The following is a 25,087-nucleotide window of genomic DNA, read 5'->3' on the forward strand; positions in this document are numbered from 1 at the left end:
GGCGTAGCCTCGCCCCAGCGATGAGTTCCGGGTCCGGCACAGGTCCAACCGACCAACCACGCGAAGGAGCCACCATGGGAAACGGACCAGCCATCGAGGCCGAGGGCCTCGTCAAACGCTTCAAGGAGACGACCGCCGTCGACGGCGTCGACCTCACCGTCGAGCGCGGCACCGTCTTCGGCCTGCTCGGGCCCAACGGCGCCGGCAAGACGACGATCGTGCGGATGCTCGCCACACTCCTCGTCCCGGACGCCGGCACGGCGCGCGTCCTCGGGCACGACATCCGCACCCAGGCGGACGCCGTGCGTACCGACGTCGGCCTCACCGGGCAGTACGCCTCGGTGGACGAGGACCTCACCGGCACGGAGAACCTCGTCGTGCTCGCCCGCCTGTACGGGTTCTCCGCCGCCCGGGCCAAGCAGCGGGCCGCCGAGCTGCTCGCCGCCTTCGACCTCGCGGACGCCGCGGGCAAACAGGTGAAGAACTACTCCGGCGGCATGCACCGCCGCATCGACCTCGCCGCGAGCCTCGTCATGAGCCCGCGGGTGCTCTACCTCGACGAGCCGACCACGGGCCTGGACCCGCGCAGCCGCAACCAGGTGTGGGACATCATCCGGCTGCTCGTCGCCCAGGGCACCACCGTCCTCCTCACCACCCAGTACCTCGACGAGGCGGACCAGCTCGCCGACCGGATCGCCGTCATCGACCACGGCCGGCTCATCGCCGAGGGCACCGCACCGCAGCTCAAGGCGTCCGTCGGCACGGGCACGGTGACGCTGCGGGTGGCCGAGCGCGCCGAGCGGCCGCGTGCCGCCGCCGTCCTCGACGACGTCCTCGGCACCCCCGTCACCGAGCTGCCCGACGGCCTGGGCCTCAGCGCCCGGGTGCCCGACCACGCCCCCGACTCCCCGGCCCGCGCGCTCGTCGCGCTCCACGCGGCGGGGGTCACGGTGCCGGAGTTCTCCCTCGGCCAGCCCAGCCTGGACGAGGTCTTCCTCGCCCTCACCGGCAGCCCGGCCGAGGAGCCGGCCGAGCAGACGACAGCGGAGGCCACGTCATGAGGTCCCTCGACATCGGTTCCAACACCGCCCTGCGCGAGGCCGTGGAGGTCCTGGAGCGGCCCAGCCGCGCCTCGGCCGTCAGCAGCACGCTCACCTTCGCGCACCGGGCGCTGCTCAAGATCAAGCACGTGCCCGAGCAGCTCTTCGACGTCACGCTCACCCCGATCATCTTCACCCTGATGTTCACCTACCTCTTCGGTGGTGCGATCGCCGGGGACACCCGGACCTACCTGCAGTTCCTGCTGCCGGGGATCATGGTGCAGACGGTGCTCGTCGTCAGCGTGTACACCGGCTTCACGCTCAACACCGACATCACCAAGGGCGTCTTCGACCGCTTCCGCTCGCTGCCCATCTGGCGGCCCGCGCCGATCGTCGGGGCGCTGCTCGGGGACACGGTCCGGTACACGATCGCCTCGTGCGTCACGCTCGTGCTCGGGCTGCTCCTCGGCTTCCGCCCGGAGGGCGGGCTGAGCGGCGTCCTCATGGCCGTCCTGCTCCTGCTCGTCTTCGCCTTCTCGCTCAGCTGGATCTTCACGATCCTCGGCCTCGTCATGCGCAGCCCCAACGCCGTCATGGGCGTGTCGATGCTCGTCCTCATGCCGCTGACCTTCGCGTCGAACATCTTCGTCGACCCGCGGACCATGCCCTCGGGGCTGCAGACGGTCGTCGAGCTCAACCCGGTGAGCCACCTCGTCACGGCGGTGCGGGGGCTCATGAGCGGCGGGGCGACGTTCTCCGACGTCGGCTGGGTGCTCATCGCCTCGGCCGCGCTCACCGCGGTCTTCGCGCCGATCACCATGCACATCTACCGCACGCGCGGCTGAGGCACTCCCACCGCTCCGTCGCCGAGAGCTGAGTTGTTCCGCGGAACAGCTCAGCTCTCGGTGGTAGGAGGGTCAGCCGCCGGAGATGGAGAGCTCGGCCTCGGTGAGGAGCCGGCGCAGCCGCTCGTCGATGTCCTGGCTCTCCAGCCAGGCCTCGGGCAGGTGCGGGACCTTCGGGGACCCGGCGCGCCCGCGCGGGCCCTCGGCGCCCTCGCCCGGGTAAGGCTGGGAGAGGTCGAGGACGGCGAGGCGCTCGTCGAGCTCGGCCAGGGTGCTCACGAGGCCGAGCTCGCGCCGGGCGTCCCCGCCGACGACGTAGCCCTTGAGGTACCAGGCCATGTGCTTGCGCAGCTCGCGCAGCGCCTTGGTCTCGGACTCGAAGTGCTCGACCATGAGCTCGGCGTGCCTGCGGATGACGGCGGCCACCTCCGTGAGCCCCGGGCGCACCCGCAGCGGGGACCCGGCGAACCCGGCGACGAGGTCGGTGAACAGCCACGGCCGCCCCTGGCAGCCGCGCCCGACGACGACGCCGTCGCAGCCGGTCTGGCGCACCATCTCCACGGCGTCCTCGGCGGACCAGATGTCCCCGTTGCCGAGCACCGGGACGCTGCGGACGGCCTCCTTGAGGCGCGCGATCGACTCCCAGCGCGCCTCGCCGGAGTAGTGCTGGGCGGCGGTGCGGGCGTGGAGCGCGACGGCGGAGACGCCGGCCTGCTCAGCGATGCGGCCGGCGTCGAGGTAGGTGAGGTGGTCGTCGTCGATGCCCATGCGCATCTTCACCGTCACCGGGACCTCGCGGTCGCGGTGACGGGAGCCCTCGCGCGCGGCGGCGACCGCGCCGGTGACGATGGCCTGGAAGAGGTCGCGCTTCCACGGCAGCGCCGCCCCGCCGCCCTTGCGGGTGACCTTGGGGACGGGGCAGCCGAAGTTGAGGTCGACGTGGTCGGCGCGGTCCTCCTCGACGAGGATCCGCACCGCGGCGGTCACGGTCGCCGGGTCGACGCCGTAGAGCTGGACGGAGCGGACCGGCTCGAGCGGGTCGGCGCTCACCATCCGCATCGTCTCCGGCGTGCGCTCGACCAGGGCCCGCGAGGTGACCATCTCGGTGACGTACAGGCCCGCCGGCGCGTACTCGCCGGGGCGGGCGGCGGCGCGCGCGTCCTCGTCGAGGGCAGCGAGGCCGGCCTCGCGGCACAGCCGTCGGAAGGGCGGGTTGGTGACGCCGGCCATCGGGGCCAGCACCACCGGGCTGCCCACCGACACCGGGCCGATCTGGAGGGAGGTCACCCGGGCATTCTCCCAGGCCGCGGCGAGGCCGTCACCGTGGGTGACCTCACGCCCGGGCGGCGGGCTCGGCGCGGGCGGTGCTCACGCGGACGAGGGCGGCGGCGATGGCCGTCGTCGCGGGGATGGCGAGGACGAGGCCGACGGAGGAGACGAGCGTGCGCACGACCTCCTCGGCGAGCTCCCCCGCCATGAGCGTGTCGAGGAAGGCGCGGTCGTAGGAGGCGGCCATGAGGAGCACGGGCAGGGCGGTGCCGACGTAGGCGAAGGCGAGGGTGTAGACGGTCGAGGCGATGTGGTCGCGCCCGATGCGCATCCCGCCCGCCCACAGCCGGCGCCGGCCCATCGTCCCGTCCGCGGCGTGCAGCTCCCACACCGCCGACGCCTGCGTGATCGTCACGTCGTTGAGGGCGCCGAGGCCGGCGATGACGATCCCGCACAGGAGGAGGTCCTGCAGCCGCAGCCCCGGGTAGGTGCCGAAGAGCATGAGGGAGGTCTCCGACGTCGTGCCGGTGAGGTTCGCGGCGCGGGTCCCCCACAGGGCCAGCCCCGTCGTCACGGCGAGGCCGATGAAGGTGCCGAGCAGCGCCGTCGTCGTCCGGATGGAGACGCCGTGGGCGAGGTAGACGGAGAAGAACATCATCGCGCTGCCCCCGACGAGCGCGACGGCGAGCGGCGGGGCGCCGGTCATGAGCGCGGGCAGGACGAACAGGACGACGACGGCGAGCGAGGCGCCCAGCCCCGCCATCGCTGCCAGTCCGCGCCACCGTGCCACGAGGAGGACGACGACGGCGTACAGGGCGGCCAGCCACCCGATCGGCGCCGACCGCTCGAAGTCCCAGAAGACGTAGGGCACCCCCGAGCCGAGCGCCGCGGGCGTGAAGAGCAGCCGGATGCGGTCACCCTCGTCGGTGCCGTTCTCGAGGATCTCCGGCGGGACCTGGACCGGGATGACCTGGCCCTCGCCCTGCCCGGTGAGCAGCTCGGCGCGGACCTCCGCGCCCGGCGTGCCGGTCACCTCGACGACCGTCGCCGTCTCGATCGACATCCCCTCGGCGACGAGCGGCTGGGAGCCGACCGGCGTCTCCCCGGTGGGCCACATCCACACGAGCCCGACGAGGGTCGCGAGGAGCAGCGGGACGACGATCGCGGCGAGCACGACCCGGGCGCGGCGGGCCTGGTCGGGCGGCAGCTGCGCGGGCGTCTGGTCGAGGACGTGGGTGTGGGTCATCGGGGCGAACCTAACCCGGCCGGTGGCGCCGCCGGCCGCACGACACCCCGCCGGCGCCCTCCGCCAGACGCACTGTGCGCCCGTCGATGCCACTGTGCGCCCGGTAGACGGGGCGCACGGTGGACCGACGGGCGCACGGTGCGTGCGGCGGCCGCAGTCAGCGGCCGCCGTCTGGCGATCAGGCGCCGACGAGGCGCTCGGCGAGGTAGCTGCGCACCTGGCTGAGCGCCACGCGCTCCTGGCCCATGGTGTCGCGGTCGCGGATCGTCACGGCCTGGTCCTCGAGGGTGTCGAAGTCCACCGTCACGCACAGCGGCGTGCCGATCTCGTCCTGGCGGCGGTAGCGACGGCCCACGGCACCGGCGTCGTCGAAGTCGACATTCCAGTACTGGCGCAGCTCGGTGGCGAGGTTGCGGGCCACCGGGGAGAGCTGCTCGTTGCGGGACAGCGGCAGCACCGCGGCCTTGACCGGCGCCAGGCGCGGGTCGAGCTTGAGCACGGTGCGCTTGTCGACCCCGCCCTTGGCGTTGGGGGCCTCGTCCTCGCTGTAGGCCTCGACGAGGAAGGCCATGAGCGAGCGGGTGAGGCCTGCGGAGGGCTCGATGACGTAGGGCACCCAGCGCTCGTTCTTGGCCTGGTCGAAGTAGGACAGGTCCTGGCCCGAGTGCTCGGTGTGGGTCTTGAGGTCGAAGTCGGTGCGGTTGGCGATGCCCTCGAGCTCGCCCCACTCGCTGCCGGCGAAGCCGAAGCGGTACTCGATGTCGACAGTGCGCGTGGAGTAGTGCGAGAGCTTCTCCTGCGGGTGCTCGTAGTGGCGCAGGTTCTCGGGCTTGATGCCGAGGTTCGTGTACCACTCGGTGCGCGCGTCGATCCAGCGCTGGTGCCACTCCTCGTCCGTGCCCGGCTCGACGAAGAACTCCAGCTCCATCTGCTCGAACTCGCGGGTGCGGAAGATGAAGTTGCCCGGCGTGATCTCGTTGCGGAAGGACTTGCCGATCTGCGCGATGCCGAACGGGGGCTTCTTCCGGGAGGTCGTCATGACCTGGCCGAAGTTCACGAAGATGCCCTGGGCGGTCTCGGGGCGCAGGTAGTGCAGCCCGGACTCGTCCTCGACGGGGCCGAGGTAGGTCTTGAGCATCATGTTGAAGTCGCGCGGCTCGGTCCACTGGCCACGGGTGCCGCAGTTGGGGCAGGAGATCTCGGCGAGGCCACCCTCGGGGGCGCGGCCCTTCTTCTCCTCGAACTCCTCCTCCATCTGGTCGGCGCGGAAGCGCTTGTGGCAGGAGAGGCACTCGGTGAGCGGGTCGGTGAAGACCCCGACGTGGCCGGAGGCGACCCACACCTGGCGCGGCAGGATGATCGAGGAGTCCAGCCCCACGACGTCCTCACGTGCCTGGACGACGGTGCGCCACCACTGGCGCTTGATGTTCTCCTTCAGCTCCACGCCGAGGGGCCCGTAGTCCCACGCGGACCGGGTACCGCCGTAGATCTCCCCGGAGGGGAAGACGAAGCCTCGCCGCTTCGCGAGGTTGATGACGGAATCCAGTCGGGAAGGCGCAGCGGCCACGTCAATCACTCCAGTCTGTTGTGCGTCCGCACCTGGCGGGTGCGAACTGGTCAGACCCGCGCCTGGCTGGCGCGAGCACCGGACCAACCTACCTGGCCACGCACGAGGAGCAGGTCACGCGGCCGCGCGCCCTAGCCGCCCTGGCCGCCGCCGTCCGGGACGGGAGGTGGAGCGGGCGGCTCCGCCGGAGGAGCCGCCTCCGCCGGCGGCGGCGCACCGTCCGCCGGGGGCGGCGCGGCGGCGGCGTCGGCGATGAGCAGCCGGTCGGCCTCGCGCAGGGCCCGGTCCAGGTCCCCGACCACCTCCCGGAGCTGCGGCCAGAGCTGGTTCGGGTCGTTCATGATCGCGTTCGTCCGCTCCCCCGCCGCGTTCACCGCCGTGGTCATCTGGTCGTACATGACGAGCCAGAGGTCCGGCGAGATCAGTGGACGGAGCGTCTCGGCGGTCATCCCGAACTGCTTGACCGCGCCGTCGACCACGAGGTCCTGGACGAGGTGGGTGGCCGCGCCGTGCTCCGCCGTCGCCGCGTCCTGCTGGACGATCGCGACGTCCAGGAACCGGTACCCCTGGTGGACGACGTGCTCGAAGAACGTCTCCGGCCGGAAGTTGTTGTCCTTCTTCGCCTTGCCGGGGAGGAGCACGGTGACGTGCGCGCGGGTGCCCTCGCCGCGGCCGGCACGTTCGGACATGTCGAGGAGGGCGGCGAGCCGGGCCTCGTCGCGCTCGCCCTTCTTCAGCGTCAACGTCGCCGTCTCCCCGGTGGGGCCGGGCGGGGTCTTGATCTTGCCCGACCCGGTGCGTGTCTCCGCCCGCACCACCCGGAGGGTGAAGGTGATCTCCTCCTGCTCGAACGCCTCCGCTCGCTTCGCGATCTGGGCGAGGACGGTCGCGATGGCGTCCGGGTCGACCAGTGCCCTGGCGGCCGCGTTGATCGCATCCGGCAGCTTGGGGTTGCCTGCCGTCCTCGCGGCCAGCGTGGCGACCTCCGCATCGATGACGTTCTGCTCCAGGTGGGGAACGAGCGGCCTCAGGGCCGCCAGCACCTGCTGCCGGACCGCCTCGTCGACGGGGACCTGGACGTCACCGGCGTCCTCCGCCTCGCTCGCCGCGACCGTGATGTGCGCCTTGCCCGGCGCGTCCGGCCTCACCTCGGTGCCGATCTGCTTGAGCCCCTCGGGCTGGAGCTCGGTGAGGATCTCGTCCAGCACGGCACGCAGGTCGGCCATCGACGCGAAGGGGCGCGCCGTTCGTTCGGCGATGCGCGCCTTGGCCTTGTCCTTGACCTGCCGGCTCTGCGGGGTCTCCGGACCCTCGGTCCCCTCCCCCTCCGCGGCGCCCTCCGGCGTCTCTCCCCGCAGGGCGCTGAGCACGCTCTGCCCGAGCTGCCACGCCTTGTCGATGAGCCACTCGAGGGCCTCGTCGACGAGCGCGCGGAGCTGCTCGATGATGTCGCGCACCTTCTCCGGGGCGTTGCCGAGCCCCACCTGGTAGGCGAGCAGCCCGATCGCGACCGGGACCGCAGAGGCGAGCCCCTGCTCGAGGCGCGCGGCGGCCGGGGCGGTGTCGCCGCGGGCGACGGACGCGATCGTCCCGACGAACCGGTCAAGGATCTCCAGCATGTCGCGGAAGTAGTCGATGGCGGACTGGACGGCGTTGAAGAAGGCAATCGTCCCGTTGATGATCGCCATGATCCCGGTGGGGTCGAGGAACGAGAGCAGCTTGACGACGGCGCTCTCGACGATCTCCTTCATGATCCAGCTGCTGGCCATGGTGAGGACCGTCTGCCACAGGTCGCCGAGCTTCTCCGCGAGGAGGTCCCACACGGCGCTGACGCCGCGTTCCTGGACGTCCTTGACGAACGCCCAGGCCCCGGTGAGCTTGTCGATGGCGCCCCGGATCCGGGCGACGTTCTCCGGGCCGATCTTCTTCGCGAGCTTCGCCCAGAGCGTCTCGACGGTCACGCCGAGCACCTCGAGGACGAGGGTGAGGATCGACTGCAGGTCCAGCGCCGCCGGCGGCGCGATCCCCAGGGAGCGCAGCCCGCGGAACAGCCAGTCCCCCAGCCCCCGCAGGAGGTGACCGGCGATCCGGGTGAAGAAGCCCTCGAAGCCCATCCGCAGTGCCGTCACGAGGTTGCGGAGGAACCCGACCGGGTCGCGCTGGATCTGCTGGGCGGCGGCGGCGACGTTGGCGAGGATGTTGCCGAGCAGCTCGGACGGGAAGTTCATCAGCCGGAGGATGAGGCCGACGACCTCCTCGACGACGACCGCCGCGAACTCCACGATCCGGGCCAGCGGCTCGCCGAAGGCGTCGACGATGCGGTCGAAGGTGTCGCCCGGCGCCGCGAGGTCCTCCAGGGTCACCGAGTCCCAGATCCCGAGGAAGGTCGAGCTGACGAGGTCCGGGGTGATCTCGAGCCTGACCAGCTCGGCCTCGATGCGGGCCGCCGCCCGCGGGACCACACCGGACTCGCTGAGCTCGGCGTACGTCTGCTCCCCGCCCGGGAGCAGGGTGATGAACCCGCGGATGAGGTTCTGCGCCGTGCGCGGGACGTCGTCGCCGGTGAACGGGTTGCGCCCGAGGATGACGGTGAGCAGGTGGAACCCGGGAACCTTGTTCGCGTGCTCGGCGAGCATCCCGAGCAGCGAGCGCTTGACCAGGACGAGCACCTGCTCGAGGACGTCCCAGGCGAAGTCGCCGATGTCGCGGACGAGGGCGATCGCGCGCTCGGCGAGCGCGCCGAGGTTGTCGAGGAGGTCGGGCAGGTGCTCGGGGCTGACGGCGTCCCAGGCGTCGGAGAACAGCTGGACCGCCCGGACCAGCAGCCCGGCGAACCGCGCCCACTGGGTGTCGAGCCAGTCCGCCGTCTCCTGGAGGGTCCCCCGCTCGGTCATCTGGGCGACGACGTCGCCCTTGCCGATGAGCGTGAGGAAGTCGGCGAGGATCTCGACGGTGGGCGCGTTCACCTCCGTCCCGCGCAGCGGGTCGTGGTGGAAGACCTTGACCGCCAGGTCCCAGTACGGCGCGACCTCCGGACGGCGCACCAGCGGTTCGGCGACGTCGGCGGCGACGGCACGCACCTTGGCGATCACGGCGTCGGCGATGCCGATGACGAAGGCGCGGACGTCGGCGACGATGGCGTCCACGTACCGCTCGATGATCGCCAGGTTGCCGCTCACGCCCTCCGTCACGGACAGCTCGTCCCAGGCGGCGCCGATGTCGCGGGTGATCCGCTCGGCGGTGAGGTCGTGCGCCGCGAGGCCGTCACGCAGCAGGCGCACGACGTCGCCGGCGATGTCGATCGCGTCGAGCACGGGACCGACGGCGCTCCCGAACGGCCCGAGGGTGAGCAGCTGCTCGACGAAGGCGGTCGGGCCGGTCGGCAGCGGCGCGTCGGTGAGCGGGTCCTTGCCGAGGATCGCCCCGAGCACCGAGTAGCCCGGGATGCTGCGGGCGCCGGACCGTACGCCGTCGAGGATGAAGTCCGGGATGAGGTCGCTGACCTCGACGTCGCGCATGAGCGGGTAGCGCGACGCTCGCGCGCCGCCCTGCTGGACGACGTGGGCGGTCTCGTGGGCCATGAGCGCGAGGTCGGCGGGCGACTGCCCCGGCCCGAGGAAGATGTCCCGCCCGACGGTGAACGCCCTGGCCTGCAGCTCCACCGCCGCCGCACGTGCCGCCGTCGAGCGGTGGACGCGCACGCCTCCGAGGTCGACGCCCAGGTGCGGCTCGACGCTCGCCCGCACGCCGCCGGGCAACGCCTCCCCCGCGCCGGGCGCCGCGAGGACGGAGGTGACCTGCTCGGACACGGGCACCTCGCCGCCGGCGGCGACGACGTCGGGTGCGGGTCCTGCGTCGGCGGCGCGGGCGACACCGGCGCGGCCGTTGCCGGGCGCCGGGCCCCCGTCGGCGGTGCGGGCGGGTGTGCGTCCGTCGGCGCCCGCCGAGTGGCCGGCCGGCGTGCCCGGGGCCGGGCTCGCCCCGTCGGCACGGTTGGGTCCCGGCCCTCCACCGGGGTTGCGCACGACGGCGGCGGCGAGCGCCTCCGCCTCGCGCTCGAGGAGGTCACCGGGGTGGCTGACGGAGAGGGTGGCGACGGCCGGGGGGACGTCCCCGGCGCCGTGGACCGCCCGGGCGAGGGCGGCGTTGGACGCCGCGGGTGGGCGGTCGTGGCGGCGGGACGCCACCGACCGCGTGACGTCCTCGGTGTCCTCGTGCATCACCCGCTCGCGCAGGCGGGTGGTGGTCATCACCGGGTCCGGAGGACGTCGAGGTAGCGCTCCAGCTCCGCCTCGGTGGACAGGTGGCCGAGCTTGAGGAACTCGCGCTGCATGGCGCGCACCACCGTCTCCATGGTGATCGCGGTGCCCGCCTCCGCAGCGGCGAAGGCGGCGCCGAGCGCCGCGTTGCGGATCGTCCCACCGGTGACGGTGAACTGGTGGGCCAGGAAGTCGACGTCCACCGCCTCGACGGGAGCCTGCGGTGGGAAGGAGAGCTGCCAGATCCGCCGCCGCTGCTCCTCGTCGGGCGCCGCGAAGGACACGACCACGGACATCCGGCGCAGGAACGCCTCGTCGACGTTGCGCTGCAGGTTGGTGGCGAGCACCGCGACACCGTCGAAGGACTCCAGCCGCTGGAGGAGGTAGGCGACCTCGATGTTGGCGTACCGGTCGTGCGCGCTGCCGACCTCCGAGCGCTTGCCGAAGAGGGCGTCCGCCTCGTCGAAGAAGAGCACGAGGTCACCGGCGGCGGCCGCGGTGAAGATGCGTTCGAGGTTCTTCTCCGTCTCGCCGATGTACTTGCTCACCACGGCCGACAGGTCCACCTTGTACAGGTCCAGCCCCAGCTCGGCCGCCGCCACCTCGGCGGCGAGGGTCTTGCCCGTCCCCGACGGGCCGGCGAAGAGCCCGACGACCCCGCTCGAGGGGATCGGCCGGAAGCCCCAGTCCGTGAACACCGTGCGGCGTCGCCGGTACCTCACGACGAGCTCACGCAGGAGGCGCTCCTGAGGGAAGGGGAGCACGAGGTCGGCCCAGCCGCGCTGGGCGTGCACCCGGGTGGCCAGACCCTCCAGGTGACCGCCGGCCAGGCGCCGCACGGCGGCCGGGAGCCGGGAGGCGTCCCCGTGGGCGACGCCCGCGGCGAGGCGCAGCTGCTCCCGGCTCAGGTGGAACCCGTCCGGCGGCTCCGACCCCATCCGCTCGCGCCAGTCCTGCTCGTCGGCCTCGCCGTCGCGGACGGCGACCTCCAGAGCCCGCCGCGCCGGCACGCTCTCCAGGGGCAGCTCGCGCGGTGAGGAGATCGCCACGGCCAGGTGCCGCAGCCGCGCGACCTGCACCGCCGTGCGCTCGTCCAGCGCCGAGTCCGTCTCCACCAGCACGACCGCGCCCCGGATGGTCGCCTCCCGCGCCGTGGCTGCCCACGCCTCCGTCGAGGTGGGCACCGGTGTGACGAGCAGCGGACGTGCCGGATGCCGCTCGGCGACGGCACGACGGCGGCTCTCGGCGTCGGCGCCGTGGACGAGCAGGAGGACGGCGTCGGAGTCACCGGACGGCAGATGGAACGTCGCGCCTCGCGGGTGGCGCACGGTCGCGCCCGGCTGGAGCGCGGGGTCACAGCCGTGGTGCCCTCGCGTGGCCCAGACCAGCCGCGGTGCCACAGTGCACATGCGGACCGCCCACGGGCTGCCGTCGTCGCGGACGTCGACCAGCCCGCTCGTCCGCAGGGGCGCTCCGGGCGCCAGCGCCAAGGTCGCCTCGCGGCCCAGGATCCGGTCCACGACCGCGAGAGTCGGCCGGTCGAGGCGGACGGAGTCCTGCACGTAGGCGACGAGCCGCTGCCGCTGCGGCTCGACCTCCACGGCGCAGGCAAGGGCGAGCGCCTCGGCACCGGGCGGGCCGAGACCTGCGTTCCGCGCGGCGAGGGCGAGCGGGTCGAGCCCGGCCCGCAGCCACTCGGCCAGGGCCGCGCGGGCAGCCGCCCAGCGCGGGGCGAACAGCGCCCTCACGCGTTCGGCCTCGGCCGCCGGAGGGCCGTCGAGGCCGGGCAAGGAGCGCAGCGCGCGGGAGACGTCCGCGTCGTCCACGACGAGGCCGGCGTAGTCCCGGGGCGGCACCCCCGCCGCGAGGCGGCACAGGGCTGCCTCACGCTGGAGCGCCACGTCGGCGAACTCCTCCCAGGTGACCCCGTCGCCCACCACTCTCCCGTTATACCGCCGGTCCGACCGCGTCGACGCCGCGGGGAGCGCCCCGCACGAACGGCTGCCCGATCGCGCACGCGAGGTGGCATGCACCCGAGTTGACAACGGTTCTCATCACTCTTGAGAATGAGTCTCATGAGTCGCTCGCGCACGCTGTCCGCCGTCCTCGCCGTCCTCGCCCTCTCCGGGTGCGCGGCCTTCCAGGACCAGGACACCGGCGCGGGCGCCACCGCGGCGACGTCGGCCGGCGGCACCGTCACGGTCCTCACCGGCGTCTACCCTCTGGAGTATCTCGCGAAGGAGATCGGCGGGGACCGCGTCTCGGTCGGCTCGCTCACCCCGCCGAACGTCGACCCGCACACCCTGGAGCTGTCCCCGCGCACCGTCGCCGACATGGGCGCAGCCGGGCTCGTCGTCCACGTCTCGGGCTTCCAGGCCGCCGTCGACGACGCCGTCGCCGCCACCGGCGTGCGCGCCTTCGACGCCGCCGAGCACACCGAGCTCCTCCCCGCGGACGGCCACGACCACGGCCACGCGCACGACGACGACGCCGAGCACGCCGAGGAGGCCCACGACCACGAGGGCGAGGCCCTCGACCCCCACCTGTGGCTCGACCCCGTCCGGCTCGCCGAGGTCGGCACAGCCCTGGGCGAGGAGCTGGCGCAGATCGACCCCGACGGCGCCTCGGCCTACCGCGCGAACGCCGAGCGCGTGGCCGCCGAGCTCGCCGAGCTGGACGCCGACATCACCGCCGGCCTGGCCACCTGCGAGCGCGACACGATCGTCGTCGCCCACGAGGCCTACGGCTACCTCACCGACGCGCACGGGCTCCACCAGGAGGGCCTGTCCGGCATCGACCCGGAGACCGAGCCCTCCCCCGCCCGTCTCGCGGAGATCGCCGAGGTCGTCAGGGAGCACGACGTCGACACCGTCTTCGTCGAGTCGCTCCTCAGCCCCGCCGTCTCGGAGGCGCTGGCGCAGGACCTCGGCCTGCGCAGCGCCGTCCTCGACCCGCTGGAGAACCAGAAGGACACGACGGCCGACTACCTCGACGTCATGCGCGCCAACCTCGCCGCGCTGCAGGAGGCCCTCGGGTGCACCGCCGCGTGACGGGCGACGTGGGAGCATACGGACCCATGGCCCTGCCCGTGCGTGCCCGCGACCTCCACGTCACCCTGGGCAGCGCCCGCATCCTCCAGGGCGTGGACCTCGACGTCCGCGGCGGTGAGATGGTCGCCCTCCTCGGCGCCAACGGCTCGGGCAAGTCGACCCTCGTCAAGGCCCTCCTGTCGGTCGTGCCCGTGAGCCGCGGCAGCGTCGCGATCTTCGGCACCGACGTCGCCGACCGTCGCCGCGTGCCGTGGCGCCGCGTGGGCTACGTCCCTCAGCGGGTGGGCGCGGCGTCCGGCACCCCGGCGACGGCGCTGGAGGTCGTCGCCTCCGGCCTGCTCGACAACCGCCGGCTCCGTCCGCCGCGCGGCTGGCGCGACCTCGCGCTGTCCGCCCTCGACGAGGTGGGCCTGGCCGAGCGCGCGAACGAGACGGTCAGCGTCTTCTCCGGCGGCCAGCAGCAGCGTGTCCTCATCGCCCGCGCCCTCGTCCGCCGGCCCGAGCTCCTCGTCCTCGACGAGCCGCTCACCGGCATCGACCGTGACTCCCAGGAGTCCCTCGCCGCCACCCTCACCGGCCTGCGTGAGCGCGGCACGAGCGTCCTCACCGTCCTCCACGAGCTCGGCTCGCTGGCCGGCCTGCTCGAGCGCGCCGTCGTCCTGCGCCACGGGCGCGTCGTCCACGACGGCCCGCCGCCGCCGGCCGCCGCGGGCCACAGCGACCCCGACCACGAGCACCACCACTCCCACGAGGACGAGCCGATCGACCCGCACAACCCCGAGCTGCGGCTGGAGCTGTCATGACCGTCCTGCTCGACATGCTCGCCAGCCCCCTCATGCAGCGCGCGCTCATCGCCGCCGTGCTCGTCGGGCTCGTCGCTCCCGTCATGGGCACCTACCTGGTCCAGCGGCGCCTGTCCCTCCTCGGTGACGGCATCGGCCACATGGCGCTCACGGGCGTGGCCGTCGGTTGGCTCGTGGGCGGGACCCTGGGCGTCACCCCGCACGACGCGCTCGCCGTCCCGGGCGCCGTCGTCGCCTCGATCATCGGCGCCGTCGTCATCGAGCTCGTCCGCGAGCGCGGCCGCACGAGCGGCGACCTCGCCCTCGCGCTCCTCTTCTACGGCGGCATCGCCGGCGGCGTCCTGCTCATCGGCATCGCCGGCGGCACCACCGCCAACCTCAACGGCTACCTCTTCGGCTCCATCGCGACGGTCACGCTCACCGACCTGTGGCTGACGATGGGGCTGGCGGTCTCGATCCTCGCCGTCGGGATCGGGCTGCGGCCGGCGCTCTTCGCGCTCTCCCACGACGAGGAGTTCGCGCGCGCGAGCGGGCTGCCGGTGCGGCTGCTCAACATCGTCGTCGCCGTCCTCGCGGCGCTCACGGTGTCGGTGGCGATGCGCGTCGTCGGCGTCCTGCTCGTCTCCGCGCTCATGATCGTTCCCGTGGCCACGGCCCAGCTCGTCACCCGCTCCTTCCGCGGGACGATGGCGGCCGCGATGGTCATCGGACTGGCGGTCAGCGTGACGGGTCTGTCCGTCACCTACGTGTACCCGCTCTCCCCCGGCGCGACCATCGTCATGCTGGCGATCGGGGTCTTCGGCGTAGTATCGCTGGCACGTCCGCTGCTCGGGCGCCGCAGCCCCGCGGCCGACCCGCACCCGGACGTCCAGGACGACGTCGAGCTTCGCGAGGCCTCATGAGACCCCGGATGACGCGGCAGCGCGCCGCGGTCAGCGACCTGCTCGAGCGCACCGACGACTTCCGCTCGGCCCAGCAGCTGCACGAGTCGCTGCGCGAGGCCGGCGACTCCGTGGGCCTGGCCACCGTCTACCGCACGCTCCAGGCGCTGGCGGAGGCCGGCGAGGTGGACGTCCTGCGGGCCGACGACGGCGAGGCCCTGTACCGCCGCTGCGAGAGCGTCAAGCACCACCACCACCTCGTGTGCCGCGAGTGCGGCACGACGGTGGAGATCAGCGGCGACGGCGTGGAGGCCTGGGCGGAGGAGATGGCCGCCCGGCACGGCTTCACCGCGATTGAGCACACCCTCGACCTCTTCGGGCTGTGCGCGCAGTGCTCCCGCCGGCCCGCCGGTGCCTGAGCTCCTCACCGGCTGGCCCTTCTGGCTGGTCTTCGCCTTCCTCTTCTCCGGCGCGATGCTGCGTGGTCAGGGCATCTACTGGCTCGGGCGCCTGGTGACCGTCCAGGCGCTGCGCCACACCCACCCCACAGGCGGCTGGCGGCTGCGGGCCCACCGGGCGCTGAGCGGGCAGGGCGCCCAGCGGGGCGTCGAGCTGGTCCGCCGCTGGGGGCTGGTCGCGGTCCCCGTCGCCTACCTCACCGTCGGCCTGCAGAGCATGGTGATGGCCGGCGCCGGGATCCTCCACGTGCCGTGGCCGCGCTTCACCGTCGCGCAGCTACCGGGCGCCCTCGCGTGGGCGACGATCTACTCCACCGTCGGCTTCGCGGTGTGGAACGCGGCGCTGGCCGCGGCAGCGGGCTCACCGGTGGGCATCGCGGTGCTCGTCGTGCTCGCGGCGGCGGTCGTGGCCGCCGTCGTCCTCCACCGCCGCCGCCACCGATGACCACCCGGGGTGGTGGTCGCGAGCGCTGAGTTGTTCCTGGCGTCGCCGTCAGAACTCAGCGCTCGGCGCAGCGGGTGGCGGTCGCGAGCGCTGAGTTGTTCCTCGCGCCGCCGTAATAACTCAGCGCTCGGCGCAAGGCGGGTGGTGGTCGCGAGCGCTGAGTTGTTCCTCGCGCCGCCGTAATAACTCAGCGCTCGGCGCAAGGCGGGTGGTGGTCGCGAGCGCTGAGTTGTTCCTGGCGTCGCCGTCACAACTCAGCGCTCGGCGCAAGGAAGGGGGCGGGTTACTCGGTGGTCGTGGCGTCGACGGCGCCGCCGTAGCGGCGGTCGCGGGAGGCGTAGATCTCGACGGCGCGCCACAGGCTGCGGCGGTCGACGTCGGGCCAGTGCTCCTCGAGGAAGACCATCTCGGCGTAGGCGGACTGCCACAGCATGAAGTTCGAGGTGCGCTGCTCGCCGGACGTGCGCAGGAAGAGGTCGACGTCGGGCAGCTCGGGCTCGTCGAGGTAGCGCGCGACGGTCCGCTCGGTGACCTTCTCCGGGTTGAGCCGGCCGGCGGCCACCTCGCGGGCGATCTGCTTGGCGGCGTCGGCGATCTCGGCGCGCCCGCCGTAGTTGACGCACATCGTCAGCGTGCACACGTCGTTGCCGGCGGTGAGCCGCTCGGCCTCCTCGAGCTCGGAGATCACCGAGCGCCACAGCCGGGGCCGGCGCCCTGCCCAGCGCACCCGCACGCCCCACTCGTGCATCTGGTCGCGCCTGCGGCGCAGGACGTCGCGGTTGAAGCCCATGAGGAAGCGCACCTCCTCGGGGGAGCGCTTCCAGTTCTCGGTGGAGAAGGCGTAGGCGGAGACGTGGGTGACGCCGATCTCGATGGCGCCGGCCACGAGGTCGAGGAGGCTCGCCTCCCCCGCCTTGTGCCCCTCCACGCGTGGCAGCCCGCGCGCGTTGGCCCAGCGTCCGTTGCCGTCCATGACGACCGCGACGTGCTTGGGCACGAAGCGGGCGTCGATCGCGGGCGGACGGGCGCCGGAGGGGTGCGGCGGGGGCGGGACCGGGCTCACACGCGCTCCACGTGTCGCAGGGAGCGCAGCTGGCGCTCGAGGTGGTACTGGAGGTGGGCGGCGACGAGACCGGAGGCCTCGTCCCGCTCGCGCTGGGCGGCGGACTCGGCGGCCGGCCAGTCCCCCGAGAGGAGCGCGCCGAGCAGCTCGAGGGTCTGCGGCGCGGGCGCGGAGGAGCCCGGCGGGCGGCAGCGGGCGCAGACCGCGCCGCCCTGGGCGACGTGGAAGGCGTGGTGCGGGCCGGGCCGGCCGCACTGGGCGCAGTCGTCGAAGCTCGGCGCCCAGCCGGCGACGGCGAGGGAGCGCAGGAGGTAGGAGTCGAGGACGAGGCTCGCCGGGTGGCGCCGCGTGGCCAGCGCGTGGAGGGCACCGACGAGCAGGAGGTACTGCTGCGGCGCGGGCTCGGCCTCCTCCTCGGTGAGCCGCTCGGCGGTCTCGACCATCGCCGTCGCCGTCGTGTACAGGGAGTAGTCCGAGCCCAGTGAGCGCCCGTAGGCGGCCTGGGACTCCACCTGGGTGATGATGTCGAGGCTGCGCCCGATGTGGAGCTGGACGTCGACGAGCGAGAAGGGCTCCAGCCGCGCGCCGAACTTCGAGCTCGTGCGGCGCACACCCTTGGCCACCGCCCGGACCCGGCCGTGGGCGCGGGTGAGCAGGGTGATGATCCGGTCTGCCTCACCGAGCTTGTGGGTGCGCAGCACCACGGCCTCGTCCCGGTAGAGCTTCACCGGTCCATTCTCCCCCGCCCGGTGCCCCGGCAGCGACCCGGCTCGCCGGTCTCCCGAGGAGCCCAAGGTCCCTTCTCCCCGGGCGCGGCAGGCGCTAGCCTCGCAGCAAGACCTGCGCAGGTGGAGGTGGCCAGGATGGGCGCGGTCGTCGTGTACGAGTCGGAGCTGGGGAACACCGCCGCTGTCGCGCGCGCCGTCACCGAGGGCCTGAGCACCACGCTCGACGTCGAGCTCCTCGATGTCGACGCCGCCCCAGCACCTCACGAGATCGTGGCGGAGGTCCTCGTCGTCGGTGGCCCCACACACGCTCTCGGCATGAGCCGCCCCAGTACCCGCCGCGACGCGGCAGCCCGCGGCGGGCGTGTCGTCACGACGGGTATTCGGGAGTGGCTCGCGAGCTCGGGCCCGCTCAGCCTCGCGGTGACGGCCTTCGACACCCACGTGCGCCACCCCGACCTCCCGGGTCACGCGGGTCGCGGAGCCGCACGTGTCCTGCTCCGCCTGGGCGCGGAGCTCCTCACCGAGCCGGAGAGCTTCTACGTCCGGCACGCCGAGGGGCCGCTGCTGCCCGGTGAGCTGGAACGCGCCCGGGACTGGGGCCGCCGGATCGGTGCCCTCGCCGCCCGCGAGCCCGCGGCCGGTACGCCCTCACCCGAGGAGAAGACATGACCGAGATCTCGCTCATCGACGTCGAGGAGCGGCCCACGGTCGGCATCCGCCGCCGGGTGCCGGTGGCGGACCTGCCGGCCTTCCTCGAGGAGGTGTTCGACACGGTGGCCTCGCAGGTCGAGAGCGCCGGCGCCCACCTCGCCGGTGCGCCGTTCGCCCGGTACCGGGGAGTCTCGAGCGACGTCGTCGACGTCGAGGCCGGGTTCCCGCTCACCGAGCCCTGGGCCGGGGCTGGCGACCTCGTGGCCGGCACGCTGCCGGCCGCGCGCGCGGTCGAGGCCACCCACCGCGGCGGCTACGCGCGGCTCCGCGAGACCTACGAGGAGATCGAGCGCTGGGTCGAGGAGCACGACCTCCACGTGCAGGAGGAGAGCTGGGAGCTCTACGAGGCGGGGCCGAGCTCCGACCCGGACCCGGACACCTGGCGCACCCACATCGTTTGGCCGGTGGCCGTGCCGGAGGTGGACGCCGGCTGACGGCGCCCCGCGGGACCGGGGGCGCGGGCGCCCGCGCCGGGCCCGGGGCGCTCAGGCGCGGCGGTGGCGCTGGGCCAGCACGGCGGCGCTCACGCCCGCGGCGCTGAAGGTGAGCACGGCCCCGAGGACGAGGAGCAGCGGCCCGGTCCACCCGCCGGTCGCGGAGCTCAGGGCCCCGACCACCGGGCCGGCGGAGGCCGCGGCGACGTAGCTGCCGGTCTGGACGCGGGCGGAGACCGTGGCGGCCTCCCGGTCGCTGCCGCTCGTCTGCGCGATGATCGACAGGATCGCGGTGAAGGCGCCGCCGTGGCCGATCGCGCCGAAGAGCGACCAGAGGACGAAGGCGCCCGGCGCGAGGAGCAGGCCCACCGGCATGGCCACCCAGCTGACCGCGATGACGGCCATCGGCACCCACCCCGGGGTGCGGGCGGCCAGCAGCGGCACCCCGAGGGCACCGAGCACGGAGAAGAGCTGGAAGAGGGACGCGGCCGAGCCGGCCGCTGCCGGGTCCAGTCCCTGCGTGTCCGTCAGCAGCGTGGGCAGCCAGCCGGACAGGCCGTAGTAGGCGAAGGTCTGGCAGCCCAGGGCGAGGACGAGCAGCCAGGCGATGCGGCTGACCGACGGAGAGACGCGCGCCGACCCGCCACCCGCGCGGGCAGCCTCGTCCGCCTCCGCGACGGCGGCCGACCGGCGCGCGCGCAGGCGCACCCAGTAGAGCAGGCCGACGACGGCGAGCACGCCCCACAGCGCCAGCGCCCAGCGCCAGCCCGCGGCGTCGGCCAGCGGCACGGTGCCCAGCGAGGTGAGGGTCCCGCCGATGTTGAGCGAGGCGGTGTAGAGCCCGGTGACGGCGGCGGCCCGGTGGTAGGGCACGTCGCGGCGGATGATCACCGGGACGACGATGTTGCCGATCATGATCGCGGCGCCGATGACCACCGTCCCGAGGAACACGTTCGCCGTGCCCCCCGACGAGCGCACGACCGTGCCGAGGAGGACGCCGAGGAGGCAGGCGAGCACCGCGCCGTCCGGACCGACCCGGCGGATGAGGCGCGGCACGAGCGGCCCGGCGAGGGCGAAGCACAGGACCGGCAGGCTCGTCAGCAGGCCCGCGGTGGTCGAGGACAGCCCGAGGTCCTCGCGCAGCAGCCCGAGGACCGGGGCGGGCGCGAGGATCGGCCCGCGGAGGTTGAGAGCGACGAGGACGACACCGACGACGACGGCCCAGGGGACGACGCGACGGACCGTCGCGTCGGCACGAGCCGGGGAGGGAAGAGAGGCCACTTCTCCGATGCTAGGCCGACGGCCGCGAAACCCCGCCCTCGCCACCAGCGCCGGGCGGGGCGCCGCGGGCGGACGGCGCAGCGGCCGACGGGCTAGCGCACCGCGCGGTTGACGGCGGAGACGATGGCCTGGAAGGACGCCGTCGTGATCGACGGGTCGATGCCCACGCCCCACAGCACCTGGCCGTCGACCTCGCACTCGACGTAGGCGGCGGCGGTCGCGTCCCCACCGGTCGACAGCGCGTGCTCGGCGTAGTCGAGGACGTTGACCTCGACGCCCAGCTCGGCGAAGGCGTTGGTGAAGGCGTCGACCGGGCCGTTGCCCGTCGTCGTCAGCTGCCTGGAGGTGCCGCCGTCGACCATCTCCATCGACAGCGTCGCACGCTCCCCCTCACCGCCCGAGGTGAGGGTGGTGCCGCGCAGCGCGAAACGTCCCCACGGGGCCAGGCCGGAGCCGGCCGGCGCGGGCAGGTACTCGTCGCAGAAGATGTCCCACAGGCGCTCGGCGCTGATCTCCCCGCCGTAGGCGTCGGTGACCTTCTGGACCACGCCGGAGAACTCGATCTGCAGGCGGCGCGGCAGGTCGAGGTTGCGGGTGCTGGCCAGCAGGTAGGCCACCCCGCCCTTGCCGGACTGGGAGTTGACGCGCACGACCGCCTCGTAGCTGCGGCCCACGTCCAGCGGGTCGACGGGCAGGTAGGGCACGTCCCACGGCACGGCGGTCGCGTCGCCACCGGCAGCGGCGACGCGCTCCTCACGAACCGTGAAGCCCTTCTTGATGGCGTCCTGGTGGGAGCCGGAGAAGGCGGTGTAGACGAGGTCGCCGCCGTAGGGGTGGCGGGGGTGGACGTCCATCTGGGTGCACTGCTCGACGGTGCGCCGGATCCCGTCGATGTCCGAGAAGTCGATCTGCGGGTCGATGCCCTGGCTGAAGAGGTTCATGCCCAGGGTGACGAGGTCGACGTTGCCGGTGCGCTCGCCCTGGCCGAAGAGGCAGCCCTCGACGCGGTCCGCGCCGGCCATGACGGCGAGCTCGGCGGAGGCGACGGCGGTGCCGCGGTCGTTGTGCGGGTGGACGGACAGCGCGACGAACTCCCGGCGGGAGAGGTTGCGGCTCATCCACTCGATCTGGTCGGCGTAGACGTTCGGGGTGGCGCGCTCGACCGTGGCCGGGAGGTTGAGGACGATCTCGCGGCCGGCGTCGGGCTGCCACACGTCCATGACGGCCTCGCACACCTCCAGCGCGTACTCGATCTCGGTGTCGATGAAGATCTCGGGCGAGTACTCGTAGGAGAAGACCGCCTCGGGGTCGAGGACCTTCTCGGCGTAGGCCATGACCTCGCGCGTGCCCGCGACGGCGAGCTCCTTGGTGGCCTCGCGGTCGTTGCGGAAGACGATGTCCCGGAACACCGGTGCCGTCGCGTTGTACAGGTGGACGGTGCCGCGGGCGGCGCCGACGAGGGAGTCGATCGTCCGCTGGATGAGCTCGGTGCGGGCCTGGGTGAGGACGGAGATCGTCACGTCCTCGGGGATCGCGCCGTCCTCGATGATCGAGCGGACGAAGTCGAAGTCGGTCTGGCTCGCCGCCGGGAAGCCGACCTCGATCTCCTTGTAGCCCATCGAGACGAGGAGGTCGAACATGCGGCGCTTGCGGGCCGGGTCCATCGGCTCGATGAGCGCCTGGTTCCCGTCACGCAGGTCGGTCGACAGCCAGCGCGGCGCCTGGGTGATCCGACGCGAGGGCCACTGGCGGTCCGGCAGGTCGATGCCGTTGACCTCGTGGAAGGGGCGGTACTTGCCGATCGGCATCCGCGAGGACTGCTGGGCGTTGGAGGGGGTACGGGTCTTCATCGTTCATCCACTTCGCTGTTGTCTGGTGCGCCGGGCACGAGAGACACCGCGACGAGGGGCCGGCTGCTAGAGGGCCTCGCCGCGGCAGCGAAGGAGGAGAAGACTCCCGAGGTGGTGCACGCCACCGACTCTAGCGCACGACGCGCCCGGCCCTCGCGACGTCTCACGCGACGTCTCACGCGCACGCGTCCGGACCGGTGAGGACCTCGCTCGGTCAGCCCCGCCGGTCACCGGGCTCGCGCAGGACGGTGTGCTCGACGTCGGTGTCGCCCACCGTCAGCGTCGTCGCGCCGAGGACGACGACGTCGCCGTCGCCGAGCTGGACCGGCTCACCGGGCGTCAGCGGACGGCTCCGGCCGTCCGGCAGGTGGAGGACGGTGCCGTTCGTGGACCCGCGGTCGAGGACGACGACGCGGCCGGGCTCGACGGTCACCGTGAGGTGGGTCTTGGAGACGCGCTCGTCGGCGACGGCGAGGAGCGCGGCCGGCTCCTCCCCGGCACGCGGCTGCGGCGCGCGCCCCACGAGGGTGCGGCCGGCCGCGAGGACGCGACCGTCGGACAGGCGCACCGCGGGGTGCGTCGCCTCGCCCGGCTCGGCGGCCGTCGGGACCGGGCCGGCGGCGGGCGCGGCAGGCGCCGCGGCCGCCTCCTGGGGCACCGTCACGTCGGGCGCCGCAGGCGGCGGGCCGGGCCGTGCGGGGGCGGGCGGCGGGCCCGCCTGGCCGTGGACGCGGCCGCCGACGACGATCGAGCCGCTGCCCACCGCCGGGGTGAGGCCGGCGACGCCGGAATCGGCGGAGGCCGGCTCGTCGTGGGCGACGCGGTGCATCCGGGCGCGGTGCACCCGGCGCAGGCCGCTCGCCGTGAGGAGCGCCGGCAGGAGGCACGCGAGCGTGAGGAGTGCCTGGGTCAGCCACGCGCCCCGCACGTCGTCGGCGGCGTAGGGGGTGGAGGCCTCCCCGTAGCCGAGGACGGCGCGGACGGCCAGCGCGACGGTCGCCCCGGCGAGGAGCAGGACCACGAGGGTGCGCGGCAGCAGCGGCGGGCGCCACAGCTCCCCGGCACCGGAGGTGCGGTCGGCCGTCACGGCCTCCTCGTGCGCGCGCAGGGTGTCGGGGTCCGCCGTCGTCGCGTCGACGCGGCCGCCGTCGGCACGGACGGCGGTGGCCAGGGTCCACCAGGCGGCGGTGGCGCGCGCCAGGGCCGAGCCGGTGGCGACGAGGATGCCGCCGAGCACCGTGGCGGCCAGGAGGAGCCCGATCCCGACGGCGGACGAGGAACCCTCCCCGCCGTCGGCGACCCCGCGTCCCACGAGCACCGCTCCCCCGGCGGCGAGCACCCAGGCGAGGGCCGCGAGGCCGAGGCGGGCCCAGGAGCCGAGGGCGGCGGAGAGGTCTCCGAGCGCCTCGGCGCGGCGGATCATCATCGCGCCGTGGCCGGGCCACGGGCGGTTGCGGGAGTCCGGGCCCAGCCAGGGGCGGGCGGCGGGGGGCGTCAACGGCATGTCAGGCGACCTCGAGCGGACGTCGGGCGGCGCCGGCTCGCACGTGCAGCCGGGTCCGTCCCAGGTGGATGATCGCGGGTGCCCGGACAGTCGTGACCTGCCACGGGCGGCAGCGGACGAGGGACCCGTCGGGAGCCTCGAGCAGCGTACCGTTCGTCGACGCGCGGTCGACGACGCGCACCTGGGCGCCCTCGACGGTGATGGCGGCGTGCGTCTTCGTCACGGTCTGGTCGGTGAGGACGACGACGTCGTCGACGAGGTCCTCGGGCCGGGTCTGGGGCCGGCGGCCGACGAGCGTGGTGCCCGGCCGCAGCCGGCGCCCGTCGGGCAGGACGACCTCCACGCGGGGCTCGTCGGCACCCCCCGGCGCGGCGCTCTCCGGGCCGGCGAGCGCGGCACGGACCGAGGAGAGGTCGAGCTCGACGGTCGGTGGCCCGAGAGGCGCGGGCGGGGCGGCGGGGACGGCGGCAGGCGGCGGTGCGAAGCTCGCCGGGTGGCGGGGCGTGGCGGCCGGCTCGCTCGCGACGGTGGGGCGGGTCCAGGCCGCCTCGAGGACGACGCGCACGCCGCCGAAGGTGCCCACGGCCACGCCGGCGGCCGTGAGTGCCGCGACGGCGAGGACCGCGATGACGACGGCGCGGGTGGCGTCCGGCACGGCGGCGGTGCCGGAGGCGCCGAGGTACGCGCCGCCGAGGGTGCCGGTGCGGGCCAGCGCCCAGGCCAGGGTGACGGTGAGCGCGACGGCCGACGCGGCCGCGACAGCGCCGAGCGCGGCCCGCCAGCGCAGGACGGCGAGCAGCCCGCCGGCGTCGGTGTCGCTCGCGCCCGCGGCGGGCACGCGCAGCCACGCGGCCGCCGCGCCGGTGAGGCGCCGCCCGGCGCGCAGCACGCCGGTGGTGAGCCACAGCCCGGCGGCCAGGACGAGCGCCCCGGCGACGGCGAGGGCCGCCGTCGTCGTCGTCGTGAGGCCCTGCCACGGGAGCACGGCGAGGAGCGTGGCTCCCGCGGCGGTCAGCGCCCAGGCGAGGAGGCCGAGGAGGGTCCGGCCGGTGGAGCGGTAGCCGGCGGCGAGGACGTCGAGCGCCTCGCGCCGCAGCGGGGCGAGCTCGGCGTGGTGGGTGTGCGCAGGGACCGCCACGTCCAGGTAGGGCAGCGCCGCCCTCGGCAGGAGCGCCTCGCGCACCGTCGTCGTCCTCTCGAGTGGTGTGTGCAACGCACACCGCCGGGCACGGGCCCGTGGACCCGTACCCGGCGGAGACGTCGTGTCAGCCGCGCGCCTGGGCGGCGAGGGCCTCGTCGGTGGCCCGCATCTGCTCAGCAGCGCTGGTGAGGTAGTTGCCGAGGTTGGTGAGGTTCTCGATGACCTCGGTGGCGTTCGTGGTGAAGTCCTGGTACGTCTGGTTGAACGCCGTGGAGGCCTGGTCGGTGACGAAGCCGGAGTTCACCAGGTTCTCGATGTAGTCCCGCAGGGCGGAGAGGGTCGTCTGGACCTCCTCCTTGTTGGTCACCAGGTAGCTGGCGGCGTTGTCCATCTCTTCGTAGGTCACGTTGATGTTGGCCACGAGGTGTCTCCTTCACATTGGTGCCCCACCGCCCACCGGCGAGGTCTCACAGGACATTGATACCGGCTGCGCCCCCTCCTTGTCGCGCCCC

21 protein-coding genes are annotated in these 25,087 nt (G+C 73.8%); 9 read left to right on the plus strand and 12 right to left on the minus strand.

Annotated elements, in window-relative coordinates; all coding sequences use genetic code 11:
- Positions 1-74: 74 nt before the first annotated feature.
- Together H9624_RS11225 and H9624_RS11230 are read left to right on the plus strand one after the other, a co-directional pair.
- Positions 75-1,061 (plus strand): ATP-binding cassette domain-containing protein, encoded by a 987-nt coding sequence (locus tag H9624_RS11225; protein ID WP_251839980.1) that lies wholly within the window; start codon positions 75-77, stop codon positions 1,059-1,061.
- Positions 1,058-1,885, plus strand: a complete 828-nt coding sequence (locus tag H9624_RS11230; protein ID WP_251839981.1) for an ABC transporter permease — start codon at positions 1,058-1,060, stop codon at positions 1,883-1,885. The genes H9624_RS11225 and H9624_RS11230 overlap by 4 nt, the downstream gene beginning before the upstream one ends.
- A gap of 72 nt (positions 1,886-1,957) precedes the next feature.
- Here H9624_RS11230 and dusB read toward each other — a convergent pair whose 3' ends face one another.
- The 5 genes from dusB to H9624_RS16935 form a co-directional block, all read right to left on the minus strand.
- Positions 1,958-3,115, minus strand: a complete 1,158-nt coding sequence (gene dusB / locus H9624_RS11235) for a tRNA dihydrouridine synthase DusB (RefSeq protein WP_251840117.1) — start codon at positions 3,113-3,115, stop codon at positions 1,958-1,960.
- Between the two features lie 103 nt (positions 3,116-3,218).
- On the minus strand, positions 3,219-4,400 hold the full coding sequence (locus tag H9624_RS11240) for a YibE/F family protein (RefSeq protein ID WP_251839982.1): 1,182 nt from the start codon (positions 4,398-4,400) through the stop codon (positions 3,219-3,221).
- Positions 4,401-4,578: 178 nt separating this feature from the next.
- Positions 4,579-5,967 carry a glycine--tRNA ligase gene (locus H9624_RS11245; protein ID WP_251839983.1) on the minus strand — a complete coding sequence of 463 codons (1,389 nt, stop codon included), beginning with the start codon at positions 5,965-5,967 and terminating at the stop codon, positions 4,579-4,581.
- A 131-nt stretch (positions 5,968-6,098) separates the two neighbouring features.
- The gene (locus tag H9624_RS11250) at positions 6,099-10,217 is read right to left on the minus strand and encodes an eCIS core domain-containing protein (protein WP_251839984.1); all 4,119 of its coding nucleotides are present in this window, start codon (positions 10,215-10,217) and stop codon (positions 6,099-6,101) included.
- Entirely contained in the window at positions 10,217-12,166 is a 1,950-nt protein-coding gene (locus tag H9624_RS16935) for an ATP-binding protein (RefSeq protein ID WP_251839985.1), read from the minus strand. Before H9624_RS16935 ends, H9624_RS11250 begins: the two co-directional genes overlap by 1 nt.
- A gap of 135 nt (positions 12,167-12,301) precedes the next feature.
- On the opposite strand from H9624_RS16935, the gene H9624_RS11260 reads away from it, so the two are divergent.
- The 5 genes from H9624_RS11260 to H9624_RS11280 are packed head-to-tail and all read left to right on the plus strand — an operon-like array spanning position 12,302 to position 15,863.
- Positions 12,302-13,276 (plus strand): metal ABC transporter substrate-binding protein, encoded by a 975-nt coding sequence (locus tag H9624_RS11260; RefSeq protein WP_251839986.1) that lies wholly within the window; start codon positions 12,302-12,304, stop codon positions 13,274-13,276.
- 26 nt (positions 13,277-13,302) lie between these two features.
- The gene (locus H9624_RS11265; protein WP_251839987.1) at positions 13,303-14,079 is read left to right on the plus strand and encodes a metal ABC transporter ATP-binding protein; all 777 of its coding nucleotides are present in this window, start codon (positions 13,303-13,305) and stop codon (positions 14,077-14,079) included.
- Positions 14,076-14,981 (plus strand): metal ABC transporter permease, encoded by a 906-nt coding sequence (locus H9624_RS11270; RefSeq protein ID WP_251839988.1) that lies wholly within the window; start codon positions 14,076-14,078, stop codon positions 14,979-14,981. Before H9624_RS11265 ends, H9624_RS11270 begins: the two co-directional genes overlap by 4 nt.
- Entirely contained in the window at positions 14,978-15,379 is a 402-nt protein-coding gene (locus H9624_RS11275; protein ID WP_504740253.1) for a Fur family transcriptional regulator, read from the plus strand. The genes H9624_RS11270 and H9624_RS11275 overlap by 4 nt, the downstream gene beginning before the upstream one ends.
- Positions 15,372-15,863 (plus strand): DedA family protein, encoded by a 492-nt coding sequence (locus H9624_RS11280; RefSeq protein WP_251839990.1) that lies wholly within the window; start codon positions 15,372-15,374, stop codon positions 15,861-15,863. The genes H9624_RS11275 and H9624_RS11280 overlap by 8 nt, the downstream gene beginning before the upstream one ends.
- A gap of 283 nt (positions 15,864-16,146) precedes the next feature.
- Here H9624_RS11280 and H9624_RS11285 read toward each other — a convergent pair whose 3' ends face one another.
- On the minus strand, positions 16,147-16,926 hold the full coding sequence (locus tag H9624_RS11285) for an isoprenyl transferase (protein ID WP_251839991.1): 780 nt from the start codon (positions 16,924-16,926) through the stop codon (positions 16,147-16,149).
- Complete coding sequence (gene recO / locus H9624_RS11290; protein WP_251839992.1) at positions 16,923-17,654, minus strand: DNA repair protein RecO; 732 nt, start codon at positions 17,652-17,654, stop codon at positions 16,923-16,925. The genes H9624_RS11285 and recO overlap by 4 nt, the downstream gene beginning before the upstream one ends.
- 135 nt (positions 17,655-17,789) lie before the next feature.
- On the opposite strand from recO, the gene H9624_RS11295 reads away from it, so the two are divergent.
- Together H9624_RS11295 and H9624_RS11300 are read left to right on the plus strand one after the other, a co-directional pair.
- On the plus strand, positions 17,790-18,323 hold the full coding sequence (locus tag H9624_RS11295) for a flavodoxin family protein (RefSeq protein WP_251839993.1): 534 nt from the start codon (positions 17,790-17,792) through the stop codon (positions 18,321-18,323).
- Entirely contained in the window at positions 18,320-18,799 is a 480-nt protein-coding gene (locus tag H9624_RS11300) for a GyrI-like domain-containing protein (protein ID WP_251839994.1), read from the plus strand. Before H9624_RS11295 ends, H9624_RS11300 begins: the two co-directional genes overlap by 4 nt.
- A gap of 51 nt (positions 18,800-18,850) precedes the next feature.
- On the opposite strand, the gene H9624_RS11305 is transcribed toward H9624_RS11300, so the two are convergent.
- The 5 genes from H9624_RS11305 to H9624_RS11325 form a co-directional block, all read right to left on the minus strand.
- Entirely contained in the window at positions 18,851-20,080 is a 1,230-nt protein-coding gene (locus H9624_RS11305) for an MFS transporter (protein ID WP_251839995.1), read from the minus strand.
- A gap of 92 nt (positions 20,081-20,172) precedes the next feature.
- Positions 20,173-21,930, minus strand: a complete 1,758-nt coding sequence (gene leuA, locus H9624_RS11310) for a 2-isopropylmalate synthase (protein WP_251839996.1) — start codon at positions 21,928-21,930, stop codon at positions 20,173-20,175.
- 214 nt (positions 21,931-22,144) lie between these two features.
- On the minus strand, positions 22,145-23,434 hold the full coding sequence (locus H9624_RS11315) for an FHA domain-containing protein (protein ID WP_251839997.1): 1,290 nt from the start codon (positions 23,432-23,434) through the stop codon (positions 22,145-22,147).
- 1 nt (position 23,435) lies between these two features.
- Positions 23,436-24,617: an FHA domain-containing protein gene (locus H9624_RS11320; protein ID WP_251839998.1), complete on the minus strand. Its 1,182-nt coding sequence runs from the start codon at positions 24,615-24,617 to the stop codon at positions 23,436-23,438.
- Positions 24,618-24,699: 82 nt separating this feature from the next.
- Complete coding sequence (locus H9624_RS11325) at positions 24,700-24,996, minus strand: WXG100 family type VII secretion target (RefSeq protein WP_251302816.1); 297 nt, start codon at positions 24,994-24,996, stop codon at positions 24,700-24,702.
- Between the last annotated feature and the right edge of the window lie 91 nt (positions 24,997-25,087).

Origin of the sequence: Oceanitalea stevensii, from assembly GCF_014837105.1 — a bacterium.
GTDB lineage: Bacteria > Actinomycetota > Actinomycetes > Actinomycetales > Actinomycetaceae > Oceanitalea > Oceanitalea stevensii.